Origin of the sequence: Geodermatophilus sabuli (genome assembly GCF_900215145.1) — a bacterium.
GTDB lineage: Bacteria > Actinomycetota > Actinomycetes > Mycobacteriales > Geodermatophilaceae > Geodermatophilus > Geodermatophilus sabuli.
This window is the reverse complement of the sequence record NZ_OBDO01000011.1, coordinates 1-20029: the sequence shown is the minus strand read 5'-3', so window position 1 is coordinate 20029 and position 20029 is coordinate 1. Positions and strand designations below refer to the sequence as shown.

Below are 20029 nucleotides of genomic sequence, written 5' to 3'. Positions count from 1 at the left end.
CGGACGGGCACGCCGGGCCCGGGTCACAGCAGGCGGACGTCGGCCTCCACGGCGTCGAAGGCCTTGCGCGCCGCGATCAGCACCGGGTCCCAGACCGGCGAGAACGGCGGGGCGTAGGACAGGTCCAGGGAGAGCACCTCGTCGACGCCCATCTCGTTCCAGATGCAGATCGCCAGGGCGTCGATGCGCTTGGCCGACTCCTCGCGTCCCACGATCTGGGCGCCCAGCAGCCGACCGCTGCGCCGTTCGGCGAGCATCTTGACCCGGATCGGCCGCGCACCTGGGAAGTAGCCGGCCTTCGTGGTGGAGTCGACGACGGCGGTGACGAAGGAGTACCCCGCCGCCTCCGCCTCGGCCTCCGACAGGCCGGTGCGGGCCGCCTCGATGTCGCAGATCTTCGTGATCGCGGTGCCGATGACGCCGGGGAAGGTGGCGTACCCGCCGCCGATGTTGATGCCGGCCACCCGGCCCTGCTTGTTGGCGTGGGTGCCCAGGGCGACCACGATCCGCTGGCCGGAGAGCCGGTGCCGGGACTCCACGCAGTCCCCCGCCGCCCACACGCCCTCGACATCGGTGCGCATGCGCGCGTCGACGGCGACCCCACCGGAGACGCCGAGCGGGATGCCGGCCCCCCTGGCCAGCCGCACGTCGGGACGCACCCCGAGACCCAGCACGACGAGGTCGGCGGGCAGCTCGCGGCCGCTCGCGGTGACCACGGCGCGGGCCCGGCCGTCGGCGCCGGTCCCGATCGCGGCGACCGGGTCGGAGAGCACGAGCTCGATCCCCTCCCGGCGCACCGCCTCGGCGATGAACTCGCCGACGTCCGGGTCGAAGGTGCCGATCGGGGTGGGCGAGCGGTCGACCACGGTGACGTCCAGACCGCGCACCCGGCAGGCCTCGGCGATCTCCAGCCCGATGTAGCCGCCCCCGACCACCACCACCCGGCGCACGTCGCCCCCGTCGAGGGCCGCCCGCAGTGCCACCCCGTCGTCCAGCACCTGGACACCGTGCACCCCGGGGGCGTCGATGCCGGGGACGGGCGGGCGCATCGGGACGCTGCCGGTCGCGTAGACCAGCTCGTCGAAGTGCTCGACGCCGCTGCCGCCGTCCTCCAGGTCGTGCCAGTGGACGGCCCGGCGGTCCAGGTCGATCCCGACGACCTCCGTGCGCATCCGGACGTCGATGCCCGCGGCCCGGTGCTGCTCCGGCGTCCGGGCGATCAGCGCCGCCTCGGACCGCACCGCCCCGCTGATCCAGTACGGGATGCCGCACGCCGAGTACGACGTCGCCCGGCCCCGCTCGAACATGACGACGTCGAGGTCCGGCCGCCGCTTGCGCGCCTGCGACGCGGCGCTGCCCCCGGCGGCGTCCCCACCCACCACGACCACCCGCTTGCCCACGACCGGGACGCTAGGGGGTGCTGCGCCCTCCCGCCGGACGACCTCGTCCGGGGCGGGGCTACTGGCCGTCGGCTGGGTAGGGCACCCTGGAGGTGGCCGTCGGGACCGACCCGTCGCGCCGGAGAGTGCAGGAGCAGGTACATGCCGCAGGGCACGGTGAAGTGGTTCAACGCCGACAAGGGGTTCGGGTTCATCGAACCCGACGACGGCAGCCCGGACGTCTTCGTCCACTTCTCGGCGATCGCCGACACCGGGGGCTACCGCAGCCTCGACGAGGGTCAGCGGGTCGAGTTCGAGACCACCCAGGGGCAGCGGGGCCCGCAGGCCGAGGGGGTCCGGCCCGTCGGCGGGGCACCCGCCGGCCGCGACCGGGGCAGGGACGACGACCGGGGCAGGGACGGCGGCCGTGACCGCGGCCGCGCACCGTCCCGGGGCGGGGGCCGCAGCAGCGGCACCGTGTCGTGGTTCAACGCCGAGAAGGGCTTCGGCTTCATCACCCCCGACGACGGCAGCGCCGACGTCTTCGTGCACTTCTCCGCCATCGCCGACACCGGCGGCTACCGCAGCCTCGACGAGGGCCAGCGCGTCGACTTCGAGACCACCCAGGGCCAGCGCGGTCCGCAGGCCGAGGACGTCCGCCCCGAGGGTGGCTCCGGGGGCGCGCCCCGCGGACGGGACTCCGGCCACCGGGACAGCGGCTACCGCGACGCGGGCTCGCGCGACTCCGGCTACCGCGACTCCGGCCCGCGCGGCGGGGGCGGTTCCCGCGGCTCCGGCGGAGGCTCCGGCTCCGGCGGGGGCCACGGTCGCGGCACGGTGAAGTGGTTCAATGCCGAGAAGGGGTTCGGCTTCATCGAGCCCGATGACGGCGGCCCCGACGTCTTCGTGCACTTCTCGGCGATCGCCGACCAGGGCGGCTACCGCAGCCTGGACGAGGGCCAGCGGGTCGAGTACGACGCCAGCCCCGGCCAGCGCGGCCCCCAGGCGGACTCCGTCCAGGGCATCTGACCGGCACGCCCGGCGCGGCGGTCAGCCGCGCCGGGCGTCGGCCTGCCCCGCGGGGCGTGGTGCACGTCAAGGTGCTGTCCTCCTGGGACGAGCTGGCGGGGCGTCTGCTCAGGAGGTGACGGCGCCGGGTGCTGCCGGCTCGGCCGCATCGTGCCGGGGCGCGCGCTGGAACAGGACGTAGAGGTAGACGAGCGCCGGGAGCAGGACCACCGAGCCGCCGAGCAGCGCCACCAGCATGGCGACGAGGGTGGACCGCCCGCCGGCGGCCTCCTCGATCGTCAGCTCGGGGACCAGCACGTACGGGTACTGGGCCACGGCCCAACCCACGAGGATCGCGGTGACCGCCAGTGCCGACGCCGCCCGGGCCGGCACGTACCTCCGGGCGGCGAGCAGGCCGAGCGCTGCCACGCCCGCGACCACCGACAGCGCGACCACGGGCAGCGCCCGGCCGGTCAGCCCGTCGAACAACTGGCGCGCGTCGGCCCGCAGGACGAACAACCCGGCGATGCCCACCGCACCGGTCACCGCCGCGGTGGCCAACCCCCGGAGCCGGAACTGCCCGGCCAGGTCGTCGGTGCCCTCGCGCCGCGCGTCCGCGCAGAGGAACACCGCGGCGAGGTAGGCGCAGACGAGGACGGCCAGCACCCCGCCGAGGACCGACGTGGGGTTGACCCAGCTGGTGACGACGTCGCCGGCCGCGATGCCCGGCGGCACCCGCCCGGAGGCCACCCCGCCGACGACCGCGCCGAGGAAGTACGGCGTGACCAGCGAGGACAGCGCGAAGCAGGCGCCCAGGGAGCGGCGCATGCCCAGGGTGGTGACGCTCTTGCGGAACGCGAACGCCGCCCCCCGGGCGATCATCCCGAAGGCCGCGAGGGTCAGCGGGATGTAGAGCGTGGTCACCACGGCTGCGAACGCCCCGGGGAACGCCGTCCACAGGACGACGAGCACGAAGATCAGCCAGACGTGGTTGGCCTCCCAGATCGGGGCGATCGACCGCTCGATCAGCCCCCGCTGCGGGCCACCGCGCCGGGTGCCACCGGCCAGCAGGTCCCAGATGCCGGCCCCGAAGTCCGCGCCGCCGAAGACCCCGTAGGCGATGAGGCCCAGGAACATGACGCTCAGCACCACCTCGGCCAGCGTCATCGCAGCGCCACCTCACCGGCGTCCCGGTCCGGCGGCGGGGCATCGCGCTCCTGCGGAGCCGGGGTGGTCGAGCTGTGGGCGAGCCGGCGCAGCACGACGACGGTGAGCACGGTCAGCAGCACGTAGACGACGACCACGGCGTAGAAGCCGAGGTACAGGCCCGGCGCGGGGCTGACCGCGTCCGCGGTCCGCAGGATGCCGTAGACGGTCCACGGTTGGCGTCCCACCTCGGTGGTGATCCAGCCGGCCTCCATGGCGACCACGGCGGCCACCCCCGAGACCGCCACCGCCCGCAGGAACCACGGCGTCCCAGGGATCCGCCGGCGCCGCCACCAGACCCAGCCGAGCCAGCCGGCGAGCAGGAGCAGCGCCGTACCGAGACCGACCATCGCGTTGTAGGCGAGGTGGACGACGTTGACCGGGGGCCGCTCGTCGGCGGGGACCTCCTCCAGCCCCTGGACCACGCCGTCGGGATCGTGGTGGATGAGCAGCGACAGCCCGTTGGGGATCTCCAGTGCGTAGCGCAGCTCGTCGTCGACGTAGACGCCGCCCAGCGAGAGCGACGCGCCGGCCGTCGTCTCGTACTGCGCCTCCATCGCGGCGAGCTTGACCGGCTGGTTGTCGGCGACGGTGTTGGCGATCCAGTCGCCGACACCGATCTGCACCGGTGTCAGCGCGGCGGCGAGCGCCAGCGGCAGGAGCAGCCCGGCCCGGTGCCGGTGGTCCCGCCGGCCGCGGAGCATGCCGACGGCGTAGACGGAGGCGATCGTGAAGCCGGTGACCATGTAGGCCGCCAGCAGCATGTGCACCACCTGCGGCCAGGTGGAGGGCCCGAACATCGCCGCCCACGGCTGCGCGTCGACGACCCGGGCCTCCTCGTCGAGCCCGAAACCGGTGGGGTTGTTCATCCAGGCGTTGGCGGCGACGACGAAGAAGGCCCCGGCCATGCCGGAGATGATCATGGGAACAGCGCTGAGCATGTGGGCGCGGGGTGACAACCGGTCCCAGCCGAACAGGTAGACGCCCACGAAGATCGCCTCGATGAAGAAGGCGAAGCCCTCGAGCACGAAGGGGAAGCCGTAGACCTCGCCGAAGCGGTCCATGAGGCCCGGCCAGAGGATGCCCATCTCGAACGACAGCAGGGTCCCCGACACCGCGCCGGCGGCGAAGAGGACGCCCATCGCCTTGGCCCAGGTGTGCGCCAGACCCGCCAGCGCGGCGTCCCCCCGCCGGTGGCCGAGCCACTCCGCCACGACGGTGATCAGTGGGAAGGCGACGCCGAAGCAGGCGAAGACGATGTGCCAGCCCAGCGACAAGGCCATCTGCATGCGGGCGGGGTAGAGGTTCTCGGCCGCATCGGCCAGGAGTACCGAGGGGTCCACGACACGGCTCCGCTCGCGACGCCCCACGTGCGTGGGTGGGACCTGGGTACCCGAGGACGCGGGCTCCGCACCTCGGACACGGGACGGCGCTCCGCACCTCGGACACGGGACGGCACGCGGGGCCCCGCGGGTCTAGCGTCGGGTGATGACGATGCCTCCGCCGCCGGGGCCCCAGCCGCCCTCGCCGTCACCCTCACCGACGGACCCGGTCTCCCCGCCCGGACCGGCGCCGATCCCGCACCCCGGGCCCACCGACCCGACGGCGCCCCCGCCGGAGCAGCCGCCGCCGGTCTGATCCCCGGCGGCGCGCGGCCCGCCGCCGGCGCGCAACCGGTTCTCTGCCGCCGTGGCGGTCGCTGGCGTGGGCCGGTGCTCGGACGCCGGATGCAGTTGTCCCTGCTGCGCGGTCAGCGGGTCTGCAACCGCCGCTTCAGCGAGGCCACCGCGTGGCGGCGGCGGGCGTGCAGCCCCGTCGGCGGCCGGCCGCGGCCCACCGCCGCGGTGTCGGCTCCCGCCGGCTCCCGAGCAGCGGGTGGCGCGTGCTCGGGCAGCACGCCGATCCCGATCAGGCGCGCGGGCAGGCCCTGCAGGACCGGGTGGCGGGCCAGCAGCCGCACCAGCGGCGGTGTGCCCACCGGCCGGTCGCCGGCCAGCACCCGCAGGAGGAAGCGGGTCTGGATCTGCCGCTGCACGAACTGGGTCACGACGGTGGGCAGCATCCGCCGGCGGCGGACCCGCGCCAGGTCGCGCGCGGTCGGCGCGCCGCGGCGCAGGGGTCCGGCGAGCAGGCGGGCCGCCGCGGCGGCGTCCTGGACGGCGAGGTTGATGCCGACCCCGCCGATCGGGGACATCGCGTGCGCGGCGTCCCCGATCAGCAGCAGCCCGGGACGGTGCCAGCGCCGCAGCCGGTCCACCCGCACGGTGAGCACCCGGACGTCGTCCCAGCCGCGCAGCGAGCCCACGGCGGCGGGCAGCGCCGGCAACAGCCCGGCCAGGTCGGTGCGGAAGGCCTCGAACCCGGCCGCCTGCAGGGCCGCGTAGCCGCCCTTGGGCACCAGGTACGCCGACTGCCAGTAGTCCCCGCGGTCGAGCAGGATGAGCAGCCGGCCCCGGGTGACCCGGCCCGCGCCGCCGAACGGCGACCCGCCGTCCCCGGCCGGCTTCGGCAGCCGGAACCACAGCACGTCCATGGGCGCGCCGAACTCGCGCAGCCGGAGGCCGGCCGCCTCGCGCACCCGGGAGGTGCGGCCGTCGGCGGCCACGGTGAGCGCCGCCCGGACCTCGGACTCCGTGCCGTCGGGGGTGCGGTAGCGGACGCCGCACACGGCACCGTCCTCGCTCAGGAGGCCGGTCACCTCGGCATCCATGCGCAGGGAAAACGTCGGCTGCTCGCGCGCGCGGTCGGCGAGGAAGTCCAGCAGGTCCCACTGGGGCACCAGGGCGAGGAAGGGGAACCGGCCCCGGAGCCGGCCGAAGTCGGCGAGCACGAACGTGCCGTCGTCCGTGGTGACCCCGATCCGGGTCACCTCCTGGTGCGGCAGCGCGAGGAACTCGTCCGCCAGGCCGAGCTCGTCGAGCAGGCGCAGCGTCGAGGGGTGCACGGTGTCCCCGCGGAAGTCCCGCAGGAAGTCGCTGTGCTTCTCCAGGACCAGGACCTCGACCCCCTGCCGCGCCAGCAGCAGCCCGAGCACCATCCCCGCCGGGCCGCCCCCGGCGATGCAGCAGGTCACCGACTCGACGGTCATCCCGAGTCCCCTCTCAGCCGCGACTCCTGGCAGGGTCGCGCCACTCCCCCGTCCGGGCAAGAGGCGCCGGTCGGGCAGGTGACGGGAGGGCGCGTGGACGACGGCACGGGAACGCACAGGGGCTGGCGCGAGGGGGTGCGGGAGGGCGCACCCTACGGCGCGGCGGCGTTCGTGCTCGCGGTGTCCTTCGGCGTGGTCGCCACCGACGTCGGCATGCCCGTCGCGGCGGCGGTCGTCATGTCGACGCTGGTCTACTCCGGTTCCGGCCAGTTCGCGGCGCTGGGCATCGTCGCCACTGCGGCAGCGTGGGGGCTGCGGTCGGCGCGGCGGCGCTGGTCAGCTCGCGCTTCCTCCCCATGGGCTTCGCCCTCGGACCGTCGCTGCGCGGGAACCGGCTGCGACGGGCACTGGAGGGGCAGGCGACCGTCGACGCCTCGTGGGCGATGGCCGCCCGCGGCGACGGCCGCTACGACCGCGAGTACCTGTTCGGCCACTCCGGCATCCAGTACGTGCTCTGGGTCCTGGGCACGGTCGTCGGGGTCTTCGTCCCGGCGCTGGACACCCGCGCGCTCGGCCTCGACGCCGTCTTCCCCGCGTTCTTCCTCGCCATCCTCGTCGCCGAGGTCCGCGACCGGCTGCGCCTGGGGGTCGCCGTGGCCGGCGCGGCCGCCGCGCTGGCACTCGTGCCGGTCGCCCCGCCCGGCCTGCCGGTGCTCGTGGCCGGCGCCGCCGCTCTCATCGGCCTGCGGGTGCCCCGGTGAGCGCGGCCACCTGGTGGGTGCTGGTCGCCCTCTGCGTGGTCACCACCGCGCTCACCCGCGGCGTCGGCCCTGCCGCGACCGCGGATCGGGAACTGCCCCCGGCGGCAGTCCGCGTCGTCGTCCTGCTGTCCTCGGCCCTGCTCGCCGCGCTCGTCGTCACCTCGGCGCTCGCCGACGGCACCGACCTGCGCATCGGCGCCGACACCGCCGGAGTCGCGGTGGCCGGGCTGCTGCTGTGGCGTCGGGCCCACGTCCTGGTCGCCGTCGTGGCGGCGGCCGCGGTCACCGCCGGCCTCCGCGCCCTCGGCGTCGGCTGAGGACGGCACGAGCTCTCAGCGGCCGGGTGGCAGGACCAGCCGCGTGCCCTCGGCGCGGGTGAAGCTCGCGGCGTCGTCGGGGTCGCCCTCGCCGGTCCACCGAGCCACCCCGGGGTAGGCGTAGACCGGCCGGGTCTGCAGCACCGCGCCGTCCTCCGCCGTCCGGACGGCGGGGATCTCCTCCGGCGGCGTCCCGTGCTCGACCCAGGCGACGAGGGCCTCGAACTGGCCGGTCGGCTGGGGGCCGGCGCCGCCGCCGCAGTGCCCGACGCCGGGGGCGAGGAACAGCCGCAGGAACTCGTCGGCGCGCTCGGCGCCCATCCGCGCCCGGACCCGCTCGTAGTAGTCGACGGTGCCCTGGAACGGGATGCCGAAGTCCGCCGCCCCGTGCCACAGCAGGGCCCGGCCACCGCGGTCGGCGAACGCCGAGAGGTCGGGGTCGTCGGCCGCGAGCACGGCGGAGTACATCTCCACCGACCGGTCGAAGTAGGCCTCGAACGCCTCCCGGGTGAGGGTCCGCCAGTCCCAGGCCGGGTCCTGCTCGAGGAACAGGCCGATCCACCACAGGTCGAAGGCGAACGGCTGGCCGACGAGCTCACCGTCGACGACGGCGGTGTCGTGCAGGCCGGCGAACGGGGCGCCGGGTGCGAGGCCGTACCAGAGGAAGCTCCCGTCCCGGCGCCGGGGGCCCTGCCCGATCAGACCGATGACCTCGACCTCGGCGGCGGTCAGCGCGCCGTCCGGGCTCGGCAGCCCGACCAGGGCCGACAGGTCGACGTCGGCGGCGAGCGGGTCGCCGATGACGCGGTCCCGGACTCCGTCGCCGACGGTGTCGTGCGCCGCGACGATCGCGGCCAGCGCCGCCTCGAACTTGGCCGCCGAGACGAAGGTGCCCGACTCCAGCATCACCAGCTGGCCCCAGATCTGGCCGACCTGCATGCGCGGCCAGTTGATCGCCGGCGCGCCGGACAGGACGCCGTCGTAGTCGGCCGGGTACCGCTGGACCGCCATCAGCCCCTGCCGCCCGCCGGTCGAGCAGCCGGTGAAGTAGGAGTACGCCGGCGGCTGCCCGTAGTACGCGGTGACGACGGCCTTGGCCGCGACGGTCATGTCGTGGATGCCGACGTGGCCGAAGTCCCGGATCGCCTGCCAGTCCAGCCGGCCGCGGGCGTCGAGGGCGAAGGAGGCGGTGGCGCCGGGGTGCCCGGCGTCGGTCGCGGCGCAGGCGTACCCGGCCCGCAGCGGGTCGAGCAGGAACTCCGGGGAGCCGCCGAGGAAGCCCCCGCCCCCGACGCCCTGGAACCGGCCGTTCCAGCTGGTGGTCGGCAGGTGCACCCAGGCGGTGACCCGGTCGCCGGCCGGGGGGTGGGTGAGGGTGAGCTGCACGCGGCAGGACGCGGGCGTCGTCGCGTCCCCCGGGTCCTCGACCACCGAGTCGACGGTCGTGTGCGGCAGCGACAGCGAGGCGAGACGGCGAGGGTCCCCCGGAACCGGCATGCCGCGAGCCTGGCAGCGCCGGGGACCGGGGGCACCCGGCCTTCCGTCCGCGGGAACGATCAGCCGGCGGGCACCCGGGGCACGGCCCGGACCTCGCGGGCACCGGCCAGCTCGTGCCCGGCCGCGCAGACCAGGGCCAGGTGCACCGGCTCGCCGCAGTCGCGGTGCCGCAGCTCCAGCGGGGCCTCGCCGTCCTCGGCGAGGTAGCGGTCCCCCCACTCCATCAGCGCGACCAGGGCGGGGTGCAGGTCGATGCCCTTCTGCGTCAGCCGGTACTCGTGGCGCTGCCGCTCCCCCTCCGCCTGGTACGGCACGCGCTGCAGCACGCCCTGGGCCACGAGAGTGGCCAGCCGGTCGCTGAGCACCGCCCTCGGCGCGCCGAGCACCCGCTGGAAGTCGGCGAACCGGCGCACGCCGAGGAACGCCTCCCGCAGCACCAGCAGGCTCCACTTCTCCCCGACGACGGCCAGCGTGCCGGCGACCGAGCACCGGGACCGGTCCCAGACGGCTTCGCTCACGGCGCCAGGATAGCCCGCTGGGTTCACTTGACGAACCCCCTTCGGGTGGGGCAAAGTTCGTTCTCTGAACCCAGGAGGACGGCATGGAGATCCCCCTTCCCACCCGGCCGGTGCGGGCCGACGACGGGCCCCGGTTCTGCCGGCTGTGGAGCCGGCTGTCCCGCGAGACGGTCTACCGCCGCTTCCACGCCCCCCTGCACCGGCCGCCGTCCGACGCCCTGCCCCACCTGGTGGGGGTCGACCACGACCTGCGCGAGGCGCTGGTCGCCGTCGTCGGCGACGAGGTCGTCGGCGTCGCCCGGTACGACCGCCCCGCCACGGCCCCGGGCACCGCCGAGGTCGCCGTCGTGGTCGAGGACGCGTGGCAGGGGGCCGGCGTCGGCCGGCAGCTCCTGCGCGACCTGCTGGACCTGGCCGGACGGCGCGGCGTCACCACCGTCACCGCGGACGTCCAGGCCGACAACGACCGCGTCGTCGGACTGGTCCGGCGGCTCCTCCCCGGCGCCACCCTCACCCCCGCCGACGGCGTGTACGCCGTGACCGCTCCCCTCCCCCGCGTGCCGGCACTCGCCGGCACCTGACCAGAGGAACCCACCATGTCGCATCTGCGCACCCGCCTCGCCGAGCGCCGCCGGATCCGGACCCGGCTCCGCGAGGAGCGCGCCTTCGCCCAGTCGCTGGCCGCCGCACCGACGCTGGAGTCCGCGCACGAGCTGCGCTCGCTGGCCACCCGCCGCTGAGCGGGCTCAGCCCGGTCGCAGCCGCGCGTAGATGCGGGCGAGGTCGGGCAGCTGGTGGTGGGCGTTGAGCCCGCTCGGGTTCGGCACCACCCAGGTCTCCGCTCCCCCGAGGCGTTCCTCCTGCCGGCCGGCCACCGCCCGCGGGCGGCCGAACGCCTGCCGCCAGGCGGTGATGCCCAGGACGGCGAGCACCCGCGGCCGGTGCCGGACCACCAGCTCGGCGAGCGCCGCCGCACCGTCCCGCAGCTCCTCTGGCGTCAGCTCGGCCGCCGTCCGGGTGGGCCGGTCGACCAGGTTGGTCACCCCGAGCCCGTGGCGCAGCAGCTCGCGGTCCTCCTCGGAGGTCAGCAGCCGGGGCGTCAGCCCGGCCCGGTGCAGCGCCGGCCAGAAGCGGTTGCCGGGCCGGGCGAAGTGGTGCCCGCGCGCGGCCGACGTCAGCGACGGGTTGATGCCGCAGAACAGGACGTCGAGGTCGTCGGCCACCACGTCCGGCAGCGGTTTCCCCGGCACCCGGCGGAGCGTAGTTCCCGCCGGGTGCCGGGCGCGTCGTGCGCGCGCCGCGGCTACTCGGCGAAGGCGTCGCTGCCGATGCGGACGACCTCGCCGGGGTGGTCGAGCATGAGGAACGCCGCGATGCTCCAGGCCGCGCCGTACAGCTCGCCGTCGGAGACGACCAGCCCGGTCGGCATGGTCACCTGCGCGGTGCTGCGGTCCTCGCCGTCGATGCGGACCACCTCGCCCACGGTGGCCGGGTCGAAGTCGGGGGCCGGCGGGCCCTCGCCCACGGGAGCGCCCTCGAGCAGGTCGGACACGTAGACGGTCCCGTCGTCGTCGACGGCCACGCCGGTCGCGGAGGTGAGGTCCTCGATGACGTCGACCACCTCGCCCCGGCGGTCCAGCACGTACACCCGGGCAGCCCCCGCCACCTCGGCGCCGAGGGTGCTGACGTAGAGGCGCCCCTCCGGCCCCTCGGCCACTCCCGTCGGGACGGAGTCGCAGCCGGTCGTGCCGGGGTTGTTCGGGGCGCCCTCGCAGCCCGGGACGTCGTCGACGACCGGCGGGACGAAGAAGGTGCTGACCTCGCCCGATTCCCGGTCCACGGACAGGACGGCGTTGGCCCCGGCGTCGGCCACCAGCACCCGGCCCCGCTGCGCGAGCACGGCGAACGGGTTGGACAGCGCATCCACGGGCGCGCCGTCGACGAACTGCGTCTGGCCGTCGGGGTTGTTGGCCAGCTCGTACGCGAGCAGGTCGATGGTCTCGACGACGATGCCCTCGGCGTCGGTCACGACCAGCCCGGGGCCGCCCTGCCCGACGGCCGGCGGCTCGGGCGGTGGTGCGGCGCCCGGCTCCGGCTCCGCGGTGCCGACGGCGACGTAGAGCTGCCCGCCCCGGTGGTCCACGCCCTGCACGAACTGCAGGCCCGAGACCAGCGTCGTCACCTCCCCGGTCGCCGGGTCGACCGACGCGACCTCGCCGGAGTCGGACTCGGCGACCAGCAGCCGGTCGTCCTCGTACGCGCTGACCTGGCGGGGCCCGGACAGCCCGGTCGCCACGGTCTCGATCCCCCCGTGGTCCTCCTGGGCCCCCGCGACGCCGGCCGGGGCGGCCAGCAGCGCGACGGCGGCGGCGCCGACGACGGTCCTCCGACAGGTCCTCATGGGACTCCCCTCACCCTCGTGGGTGGACGGGACGGTAGGGCCGGGCGCGGGCCGGGCGGAACCGCGCGGTCCAGGCATCCGTGGCGGAGGGCGCGAGCCGTCGCCGGTGGTAGTCGCGCCGGTCGGCGCCGTCCGCGGTACTCGGCCGCGGCGGCCCGTCTCAGAGTGAGACGATCGGGCGCCGTCCCGTCCGTAGCGTGCTCCCGGGGACGACGCGCACCACGTCCCGACGACGCCCAGCAGATCGCCCCGGCCCTGTGCGGGCCGGCCACCGGGAGGCAGACGCAGTGCTCAGCATCGGGATCAACCTCGGCTTCGGGAAGCTCGACCCGGAGCTCACCGACCAGGAGATGTACGCCGGGGAGGTCGACCTCGCCGTCCTGGCGGAGACGCTCGGCTACGACAGCGTCTGGGTCGTCGAGCACCACTTCGAGGACTACTCGCTGTGCCCGGACAACCTGCTGCTGCTGGCCAACGTCGCCGGGCGCACCGAGTCGATCCGGCTGGGCACCGGCGCGGTGATCGTGCCGTGGAACGACCCGCTGCGGGTGGCCGAGAAGGCCCTCATGCTCGACACGCTCTCCGGCGGACGGCTGCTGCTGGGGCTGGGCCGGGGCCTGTCCCGCAAGGAGTACGTGCCCTTCCGCGTCCCGCTGGACGAGACCCGCGACCGCTTCGACGAGGCCGCCCCGATGATCTTCGAGGCGCTGGAGACCGGCGTCATCGAGGGCGACGGCCCGTTCTACCCGCAGCCGCGGGCCGAGCTGCGCCCCCGCCCCCGCGCCACCTTCCGCGGCCGCCGCTACGTCGTGGCCGGCTCCCCGGACTCGCTGGTGATGGCGGCGCGGCTGGAGGCGCAGATGATGTCGTTCATCGTCCGGCCGGTGCCCGCCCTGATGCCGAACTTCACCCGCTACCGCGAGCTGTTCGAGGCCGAGCACGGCCGGGTGGCGCCGCCCATCTCGCTGAACGTCAACATGTACTGCCACGAGGACGACGAACTCGCCCGCGAGCGCCACTTCCGGTACGTGAACCGCTTCTTCATGTCCAACGTCGACCACTACGAGATGGCCGGCACCCACTTCGCGACCACCAAGGGCCACGAGCGGTACGCCGAGAGCGCGGCCTACTTCCGCGAGATCGGGCTGGAGAAGGCCGCGGACGACTACGCGGCGACCGCGCTGTGGGGCAGCCCGGAACGCATCCTCGGCCAGATCGAGGCGATCCGCGACGTCCTCGGCGACTACGAGCTCGTCGTCGCGCCGTGCTTCGGCGGGATGCCGTACGACCAGGCCCGGGCCAGCCTGGAGCTCTTCGCCCGCGAGGTGATGCCGAAGGCACGCGGCCTCCGGGTCGTGCCCGAGACGGCCTGAGCGATGACCGCGTCCCCCTCCGCCGGCGGTCTGCGGGTGCCGAGGACCGCCGCGGAGTGGGACGCCGTCCGCGCGGCGAAGGCCGAGGTCCTGACCCGCGACCCGTTCGCGATCACCCCCGACGACGCCCCGGGGGTCCGCCCCGAGGTGGTGCGGTCGTGGCGCCGGTCCCTGCTCGCCGGCGTCGACCCCGCGGCCACCCGCTTCCCCGTGGACGACGGGTTCGCCCCCGGCACCCGGCTGGCGGCGGTGGCCCAGCCGATCCTCGACCGGCTGGCCGACCAGATCTCCGACCTGGGCTCGTGGGGCTTCCTCACCGACCGCGCCTGCCGGCTGCTCACCACCGTCGTCGGGGAGCTGCCGCCGCCGGGCCGCTTCCAGGAGATGGACCTGCGCCCGGGCACCGTCTTCGCCGAGGACGTCATCGGCACCAACGGCCTGGGCTGCGCGCACGAGGAGCAGCGGCCGTTCCTCATCTCCGGCACGGAGCACTTCCGGACCGACAGCGAGGTGCTCACCACGACCGGCGTGATCATCCGCGACCCGTTCACCCGGCGGCACGTGGGCACGCTGGGCGTGCACTGCCGCCGGGAGTACGCCTCGACCGCGGTGCTGCCGCTGGTCGTGGAGATCGGCCGCTCGATCGAGGCCCAGCTGCTGGCCAGCCGCAGCGACGGCGAGCGGGAGTTCCTCGACGCCTACCTGCGCGTCTCCCGGGGCGCCCGCGGCGCCGTCGTCGGGGTGACCTCGCGGCTGTGCGTGGTGAGCACGCAGGCCCGCGAGCTGGTGCACGAGGCCGACGAGCCGTTGCTGCGCCGCCTCGCCGAGGAGTCCGGCCCGGGGAGCGGAACGGTCCGGCGCCGGATGAGCAGCGGGACGACGGTCGAGGTCTCGGTGCTGCCGGTGGCGCAGCCGCGCGGGGAGTACGCCGCCGTCCTGGTGCTGGAGCCGGTCGACCGGCCGGTCGGGGCCGGCGACGGCGTCCCGGGCGAGCCGGCGCCGGGCGACGTCGCCGCCCGGCTGGCGCGGGCTCTCGCCGACGGACTCCCGGTGCTGCTCACCGGGGAGCGCGGCACCGGCAAGCGGCACATCGCGCGGGCGGCGCTCCGGGCCGGCGGCGCGGAGGCGCTGGGGACGGCGGACGGTGCGGCGATCGAGCTCGACGGGGCCCTGGCCGCACTGGACCCGGACGCCTGGTTGCGCGCCCTGGTCGCCGCCCTGGACGGCGGGCGGCCGGCGCTGCTGGCCCACGTCCCCGACCTGCCGGCCGAGCTCGTACCCACCGTCGCCGACCTGGTCGCCGGCGCGCGCACCCCCGTCGTCGGCACCGCGCCCGAGGACCGCGGTGGCGAAGGCGGTCCGGTGCGGCTGCGCGAGGCGTTCCCCGTCGTCCTCCCCGTGCCCCCGCTGCGGGACCGGCGTGCGGAGTTCCCCGGCCTGTGCCGCGCCCTCCTGGCCGCGCTGGGCGACCGGGACGGCCGGCCGGCCACGCTGGCGCCGCGGGCCGAGGCGGCCCTGCTCGCCGGCGACTGGCCGGGCAACGTACGCCAGCTGCTGCAGGTGCTCGCCACCGCCCGGGTGCGCGCGGCCGGCCCGGAGATCGGCCTCGAGGACCTGCCCGCCCACCACCGCCGGGCGCCCGCGGGACGCCCGCTCGGCGAGCTGGAGCGCCTGGAACGCCAGGCCCTGGCCGTGGCCCTCCGCGAGACCGGGGGTGACCGCAGCGCCGTCGCCGCCCGGCTCGGGATCTCGCGGGCCACCGTCTACCGCAAGCTCAAGCGCTACCAGCTGCACTGACCCCCAGCTGCACTGACCCCGAGGAAGGGACGACGCGTGACCCGTACCGTGGAGTTCGCCGGCACCACCGCCGTGGTGACTGGAGGCGCCTCCGGCATCGGCCGGGGTCTGGCCCGGGCGTTGCTCGGCGCCGGCTGCCGGGTCGTGATCGCCGACGTCGACGAGGCCGCGCTGGCCACCACGGCGCGCGAGCTCGGGGTGCTCGGCGTCCGGACCGACGTGACCGACCCCGACAGCGTCGCCGCCCTGGCCGACCGGGCCGTCGCCGAGTACGGCGAGGTGCACGTGGTCTGCAACAACGCCGGGGTCGGGCCGTTCGGGCCGGTGTCCCGGCTGGGCCTCGACGACTGGCGGTGGGTGCTCGACGTCAACCTCCACGGGGTGGTGCACGGCATCTCGGCGTTCCTGCCGGTGCTGGAGCGCAACCCCGACTGGGGACACATCGTGAACACCTCGTCGATGTCGGTCCTGGTGACCCCGCCGAACGTCGCGCCCTACGTCGCGAGCAAGGCCGCCGTCCTGGCGATGAGCGAGGTCCTGGCCGCGGAGCTGGCCGAGGCGGGGTCCCGGGTCGGGGTCACCGTCCTGCTGCCGGGGGCGGTGCACAGCAACATCAAGGCGAGCCTGCGTTCCCGGCCGGCGACCAGCGGCAGCGGGCTGTACGACGTCGACCTCGCCGAGACCGGCCGGCTGCGGTTCATCGAGCCCGACGAGGTGGGCGCGATGGTCGTCGACGCCGTGCGGGACGACGAGCTCTACGTCCTCACCCACGGCGAGTTCCGGGATCAGGCCGCCGCCCGGGCCGCCCGGGTGCAGGCCGCCTTCCCCGCGGCGCCGGCACCGGCGGGGAGCTGACCGGCCCGCCAGACTGGGCGCGTGCGGGACGACGACGAGGCGGCGTTCGACCGGTTCGTCGCCGCGGAGCGGCCGGGGCTGCTGGCCGACGCGCTGCGGCTGACCGGCGACGCCGGTCGCGCCGAGGAGGCCGTCCAGGTCGCGCTGACCCGGGTCCGGCGGCGCTGGGGACGCGGCGACCCCGCCGCCACCGCCGCGGCGGCTCTCGCCGACGCCGCCGGACGCGGTCAGGTGCTGGAGGCCCTCGACGCGCCGCCGCCCGCCCCGGCCGGCTGGCGGCTGGACGCCGCCGCGGCGGGAGCCGACGTCCGCCGCAGGACCCGGCGCGCCCGCCGTCTGCGTGCCGGTGCCGGCGTCGCGGTCCTGGCCGCGGCCGCGCTGGCGGTGCCGCAGCTCCTCGACGACCCCGTCCCGCCCGCGGCGCCCGTGCCCGACGAGGTGCCCGTGCTCGCCGAGGTGCCCGTGCTCGCCGGTCCGACCCGCGGGTCCCTGGCCGGGGATCACGCCTTCGTCGAGGCCGTCCGGCGGGCCGGCTGGGGTCTGGTGGCCGCCGCGCCGGTCGAGGAGCGCACAGTGGTGCTCGCGACCGACACCCCCGCCGGCCGGGTGGTGCTGGTGACCGGCACCGTGGACGAGGACGTGCGCGGCGTGTGGCTGACCGGTCCGGTCGGCGCCGAACCCGCGGATCTGCAGCTGCACGTCCCCCGGCACCTGGGCCCGTTCCGGCCGGCGTCGCTCCTGCTCGGCGGCCCGGGGACCGCCAGCCTGGTGGTCGTCGCGGGGCCGGACGACGAGGTCGAGGTCTCCCCGCGGCTGCAGGTCGGCCCGCGCGGGACGGTCGCCCGCGTCTACGAGCCGGTGCCCGGCGACGACGGGGTGGCGGTGACCGAGGTGGCGACGACGAGCGGCGGCACCGGGGCCAGCATCCGGATCCGCCGCGGCGGGCAGGTCGTGTACCGCACCGCGGCGGCGCTGGACCTGACCCTGCGCGGGCCCACCCCGGACGCACCGCCGTTGCCGCCGCTGCGGCCGGCCGAGGTCCCCCCGGCGCCCCGGGCGGTCGCCGCGGCGCTCACCGAGGTCGCCGTGCCGCTCGGCGTGGAATCCGCGGAGCTGCTGCCGGAGTTGCTGTGGTCGGGCCGGCTCCCGCTGGAGGGGGTGCCGGGCTCGGTGGCCGTCGTGGTCGCCCGCAGCCCCGGCGGCGGGCTGGTCGTGACGACGTGGGCCGCGCAGGTGGGCCCCGCCGGCGCCGGGCGGGTGGTGCCGTGCGGGGTGCAGACCCCGCCGGGCACCGCGCCGGTCGCGGAGCTGGTGATCGCCCGGGTCTGCGACTTCTCCTCCCCGGAGACCGAGCCGTCCGACGCCGGCCGCTGGCTGGTGGTGTCCGCTCCCCCGGACGCCGCGGGCGCCGCCGTCCTCGACGACCGCGGCACGGTGCTGGCCACGCCGGCCCTGGCCGGCGGCAGCGCCGTCGTCCCGCTGCCGGAGGGAGCCGACACGGTGCGCACCCTCGACGCCGGGGGACGGGCGGTCGCGGAGGTGCCGGTCGCCGCCGCGCCCGTCGCACCGTTCGGCGACTACGGCGGCGGCCCCGTGCGCTGATCGGCGAGCCGGCGCGGGACCGGCACGGTCTGCAGGTCGGCGGCGACCACCAGCTCACCGCCGAAGACGGCGGCGGCCTCCGCCCGGAACCGCTCCGGGTCGCGGTAGCGCTGGGAGAAGTGGGTGAGCACCAGCGTCCGGACGCCGCACTCCGCGGCCACGGTCGCCGCCTGCCGCGCGGTGAGGTGGCCGTACTCGAGGGCCAGCACGGCGTCCTCGTCGAGGAAGGTGGACTCGGCGACGAGCAGGTCCACGCCGTCGGCAAGGGCCCGGACGGCGTCGCACGACCGGGTGTCCATGACGAATGCGAAGCGCTGGCCCGGCCGCGGCGCGCTGACGTCGGCCAGCCGCACGGTCCGCCCGCCGGCGTCGATCACGCCCTCGCGCTGCAGCCGCCCGACGTCGGGACCGGCCACGCCGGCGGCGGCCAGCGCGTCGGGCAGCATGCGCCGGCCGTCGGGCTCGACCAGCCGGTAGCCGAAGGCCTCCACCGGGTGGTCGAGCCGGCGCGCCTCCAGGGTCCAGGACGGCCCCGCCGCCACCGGCCCGTCGGCGCGCACCGGCTCCTCGCGCAGATCCAGGACGTCGTGGAAGACCGACGCGGCCCGCAGCCGGGCGAAGTACTCCGCCCCGGACGCCGGGTAGTGCGCCGGCACCGGGTGCGGCACGCGGTCCAGGCTCATCCGCTGCACCACCCCCGGCAGGCCGAGGCAGTGGTCGCCGTGGAAGTGCGTCAGGCAGATCCGGGTGATCGCGCTGCTGGGGACACCGGCCAACAGCAGCTGCCGTTGCGTGCCCTCCCCGGGGTCGAACAGCAGCCCCTCGCCGTCCCAGCGCAGCAGGTAGCCGTTGTGGTTGCGCTCCCGGGTGGGCGCCTGGCTCGCGGTGCCGAGGACCACCAGCTCGCGGGCCGTCACGGCGGCGACGCTAGCGCCGCCGCGGTGACGCCGCCGCTCAGCTGTCGTGCAGGACGACCCCGCGGACGATCTTGCCCTCGTCGAGGTCCTGGTAGCCCTGGTTGATCTCGTCGAGGGTGTAGCGGCGGGTGATCAGCTCCTCCAGCTTCAGCCGGCCCTTCCGGTACAGGTCGAGCAGCCGCGGGATGTCGTAGAGCGGGTTGCTCATGCCGAAGATGTGGCCCTGGATGTTGCGCTGGTAGCCGACCACCATGCCGTTGGCCCGCAGCCGGATCTGCTCGTCGTCCTGCCGGCCGACGGAGGTGACCGTCACCTGCCCGCCCTTGCCGACGATCGCCGCCGCAGCGTTGACGACGTCGGAGGTGAGCACGCCGACGGTGCAGATGGCGTGGTCGGCCAGCTGACCGCGGGTCATGTCGACGACGGCCTGCTGCGCCTCGCCGGCGTCGGCGAACACGTGGGTGGCACCGAACTCCAGCGCCTTCTCCCGCTTGAAGGCCACCGGGTCGACGACGACGAGGTTCTTCGCCCCGGCGTAGGCCGCGCCCTGGACGGCGTTCATGCCCACCCCGCCGGCGCCGAAGACGACCACGGTGTCCCCGGCCCGCACCTTGGCCACGTTGACCGAGGAGCCCCACCCGGTGGGCACGCCGCAGCCGACCAGCGCGGCGACCTCGAAGGGGATGTCCTCCTCGATCCGCACGCAGGAGGCCTGGTCGACCACGGCGCGCTGGCTGAAGGTGCCGAGCATGCAGAACCCGCCGAGGTCCTCGCCGGCGTCGTCGTGGAAGCGGAAGCCGCCGTCGCCGAGCTTGCCGGTGGCCATCTCCGCACCCCGGTCGCACAGGTTCTGCCGGCCGGTCGAGCAGTACCGGCAGACGCCGCAGGCGGGGATGAAGGAGCAGACGACGTGATCGCCGACGGCCACGCGGGTCACCCGGCTGCCGACCGCCTCCACGATCCCGGCGCCCTCGTGGCCGCCCACCATCGGCAGCCGGGCCACGCTGTCGCCGGTGCGCAGGTGTTCGTCGGAGTGGCACATGCCGGAGGCGACGAAGCGGATGCGCACCTCGTCGTCCTGCGGCTCGTCCAGTTCCAGCTCGGTGACCACCCAGGGCTTGCCGGTCTCCCGGATGACGGCGGCGCGTGTCCTCATGCTCGTGACTCCTGGTGGTCGTGGGTGCTGTGGTCGTGGGTGCTGTGGTCGTGGGTGCTGTGGTCGTGGGTGCTGTGGTCGTGGGTGCTGTGGTCGTGGGTGCTGTGGTCGTGGGTGCTGTGGTCGTGGGTGCTGTGGTCGTGGGTGCTGTGGT

General features: G+C 75.8%; 18 protein-coding genes and 1 pseudogene. 9 read left to right on the top strand and 10 right to left on the bottom strand.

Annotation, left to right across the window (positions count from 1 at the left end; genetic code table 11):
* Window positions 1–23: 23 nt before the first annotated feature.
* On the bottom strand, window positions 24–1400 hold the full coding sequence (locus tag CRP39_RS21500) for an FAD-dependent oxidoreductase (protein ID WP_097208443.1): 1377 nt from the start codon (window positions 1398–1400) through the stop codon (window positions 24–26).
* Between the two features lie 141 nt (window positions 1401–1541).
* On the opposite strand from CRP39_RS21500, the gene CRP39_RS28405 reads away from it, so the two are divergent.
* Complete coding sequence (locus CRP39_RS28405) at window positions 1542–2408, top strand: cold-shock protein (protein WP_097208442.1); 867 nt, start codon at window positions 1542–1544, stop codon at window positions 2406–2408.
* A gap of 108 nt (window positions 2409–2516) precedes the next feature.
* Here CRP39_RS28405 and CRP39_RS21490 read toward each other — a convergent pair whose 3' ends face one another.
* The 3 genes from CRP39_RS21490 to CRP39_RS21480 all read right to left on the bottom strand — a co-directional run bounded on the left by CRP39_RS21490 (window position 2517) and on the right by CRP39_RS21480 (window position 6681).
* Window positions 2517–3554, bottom strand: a complete 1038-nt coding sequence (locus tag CRP39_RS21490) for a cytochrome d ubiquinol oxidase subunit II (protein WP_097208441.1) — start codon at window positions 3552–3554, stop codon at window positions 2517–2519.
* Complete coding sequence (locus CRP39_RS21485; RefSeq protein WP_216359859.1) at window positions 3551–4936, bottom strand: cytochrome ubiquinol oxidase subunit I; 1386 nt, start codon at window positions 4934–4936, stop codon at window positions 3551–3553. The genes CRP39_RS21490 and CRP39_RS21485 overlap by 4 nt, the downstream gene beginning before the upstream one ends.
* Window positions 4937–5343: 407 nt before the next feature.
* Window positions 5344–6681 (bottom strand): FAD-dependent oxidoreductase, encoded by a 1338-nt coding sequence (locus CRP39_RS21480; protein ID WP_097208440.1) that lies wholly within the window; start codon window positions 6679–6681, stop codon window positions 5344–5346.
* Between CRP39_RS21480 and CRP39_RS28400 the strand changes: the two are divergent.
* Window positions 6571–7442 (top strand): annotated as a pseudogene (locus CRP39_RS28400) (AzlC family ABC transporter permease). The gene CRP39_RS21480 and the pseudogene CRP39_RS28400 sit on opposite strands and share 111 nt — an antisense overlap.
* Window positions 7439–7759, top strand: a complete 321-nt coding sequence (locus CRP39_RS21465; protein ID WP_097208439.1) for an AzlD domain-containing protein — start codon at window positions 7439–7441, stop codon at window positions 7757–7759. Before CRP39_RS28400 ends, CRP39_RS21465 begins: the two are co-directional and overlap by 4 nt.
* Window positions 7760–7774: 15 nt before the next feature.
* Here the strand turns inward: CRP39_RS21465 and CRP39_RS21460 are convergent, their stop codons facing one another.
* Entirely contained in the window at window positions 7775–9256 is a 1482-nt protein-coding gene (locus CRP39_RS21460; RefSeq protein WP_097208438.1) for a tannase/feruloyl esterase family alpha/beta hydrolase, read from the bottom strand.
* A 59-nt stretch (window positions 9257–9315) separates the two neighbouring features.
* Complete coding sequence (locus CRP39_RS21455) at window positions 9316–9774, bottom strand: winged helix-turn-helix transcriptional regulator (RefSeq protein ID WP_097208437.1); 459 nt, start codon at window positions 9772–9774, stop codon at window positions 9316–9318.
* Window positions 9775–9857: 83 nt separating this feature from the next.
* Here CRP39_RS21455 and CRP39_RS21450 point away from each other — a divergent pair, with 83 nt between their 5' ends.
* Both CRP39_RS21450 and CRP39_RS27020 read left to right on the top strand, forming a co-directional pair.
* The gene (locus CRP39_RS21450; RefSeq protein WP_097208436.1) at window positions 9858–10355 is read left to right on the top strand and encodes a GNAT family N-acetyltransferase; all 498 of its coding nucleotides are present in this window, start codon (window positions 9858–9860) and stop codon (window positions 10353–10355) included.
* Window positions 10356–10370: 15 nt separating this feature from the next.
* On the top strand, window positions 10371–10514 hold the full coding sequence (locus tag CRP39_RS27020) for a hypothetical protein (RefSeq protein WP_172442564.1): 144 nt from the start codon (window positions 10371–10373) through the stop codon (window positions 10512–10514).
* 6 nt (window positions 10515–10520) lie between these two features.
* Here CRP39_RS27020 and mug read toward each other — a convergent pair whose 3' ends face one another.
* Both mug and CRP39_RS21440 read right to left on the bottom strand, forming a co-directional pair.
* Window positions 10521–11024: a G/U mismatch-specific DNA glycosylase gene (gene mug / locus CRP39_RS21445; protein WP_097208435.1), complete on the bottom strand. Its 504-nt coding sequence runs from the start codon at window positions 11022–11024 to the stop codon at window positions 10521–10523.
* 53 nt (window positions 11025–11077) lie between these two features.
* Window positions 11078–12175 carry a ScyD/ScyE family protein gene (locus tag CRP39_RS21440; protein WP_172442563.1) on the bottom strand — a complete coding sequence of 366 codons (1098 nt, stop codon included), beginning with the start codon at window positions 12173–12175 and terminating at the stop codon, window positions 11078–11080.
* A gap of 287 nt (window positions 12176–12462) precedes the next feature.
* Here CRP39_RS21440 and CRP39_RS21435 point away from each other — a divergent pair, with 287 nt between their 5' ends.
* From CRP39_RS21435 to CRP39_RS21420, 4 genes are read left to right on the top strand one after another with little or no spacing between them, the layout of a single operon-like run.
* Complete coding sequence (locus CRP39_RS21435) at window positions 12463–13548, top strand: LLM class flavin-dependent oxidoreductase (protein WP_097208433.1); 1086 nt, start codon at window positions 12463–12465, stop codon at window positions 13546–13548.
* A 3-nt stretch (window positions 13549–13551) separates the two neighbouring features.
* On the top strand, window positions 13552–15345 hold the full coding sequence (locus CRP39_RS21430; protein WP_097208432.1) for a sigma-54-dependent Fis family transcriptional regulator: 1794 nt from the start codon (window positions 13552–13554) through the stop codon (window positions 15343–15345).
* A gap of 36 nt (window positions 15346–15381) precedes the next feature.
* Window positions 15382–16200, top strand: a complete 819-nt coding sequence (locus CRP39_RS21425) for an SDR family NAD(P)-dependent oxidoreductase (protein ID WP_172442562.1) — start codon at window positions 15382–15384, stop codon at window positions 16198–16200.
* Between the two features lie 21 nt (window positions 16201–16221).
* A complete protein-coding gene (locus CRP39_RS21420) occupies window positions 16222–17802 on the top strand; it encodes an RNA polymerase sigma factor (RefSeq protein ID WP_097208430.1) in 1581 nt (526 codons plus the stop codon).
* Here CRP39_RS21420 and CRP39_RS21415 read toward each other — a convergent pair.
* The gene (locus CRP39_RS21415) at window positions 17778–18719 is read right to left on the bottom strand and encodes a ribonuclease Z (RefSeq protein ID WP_097208429.1); all 942 of its coding nucleotides are present in this window, start codon (window positions 18717–18719) and stop codon (window positions 17778–17780) included. The two genes, CRP39_RS21420 and CRP39_RS21415, sit on opposite strands and share 25 nt — an antisense overlap.
* Before the next feature lie 37 nt (window positions 18720–18756).
* Complete coding sequence (locus CRP39_RS21410; protein WP_097208428.1) at window positions 18757–19875, bottom strand: NDMA-dependent alcohol dehydrogenase; 1119 nt, start codon at window positions 19873–19875, stop codon at window positions 18757–18759.
* Between the last annotated feature and the right edge of the window lie 154 nt (window positions 19876–20029).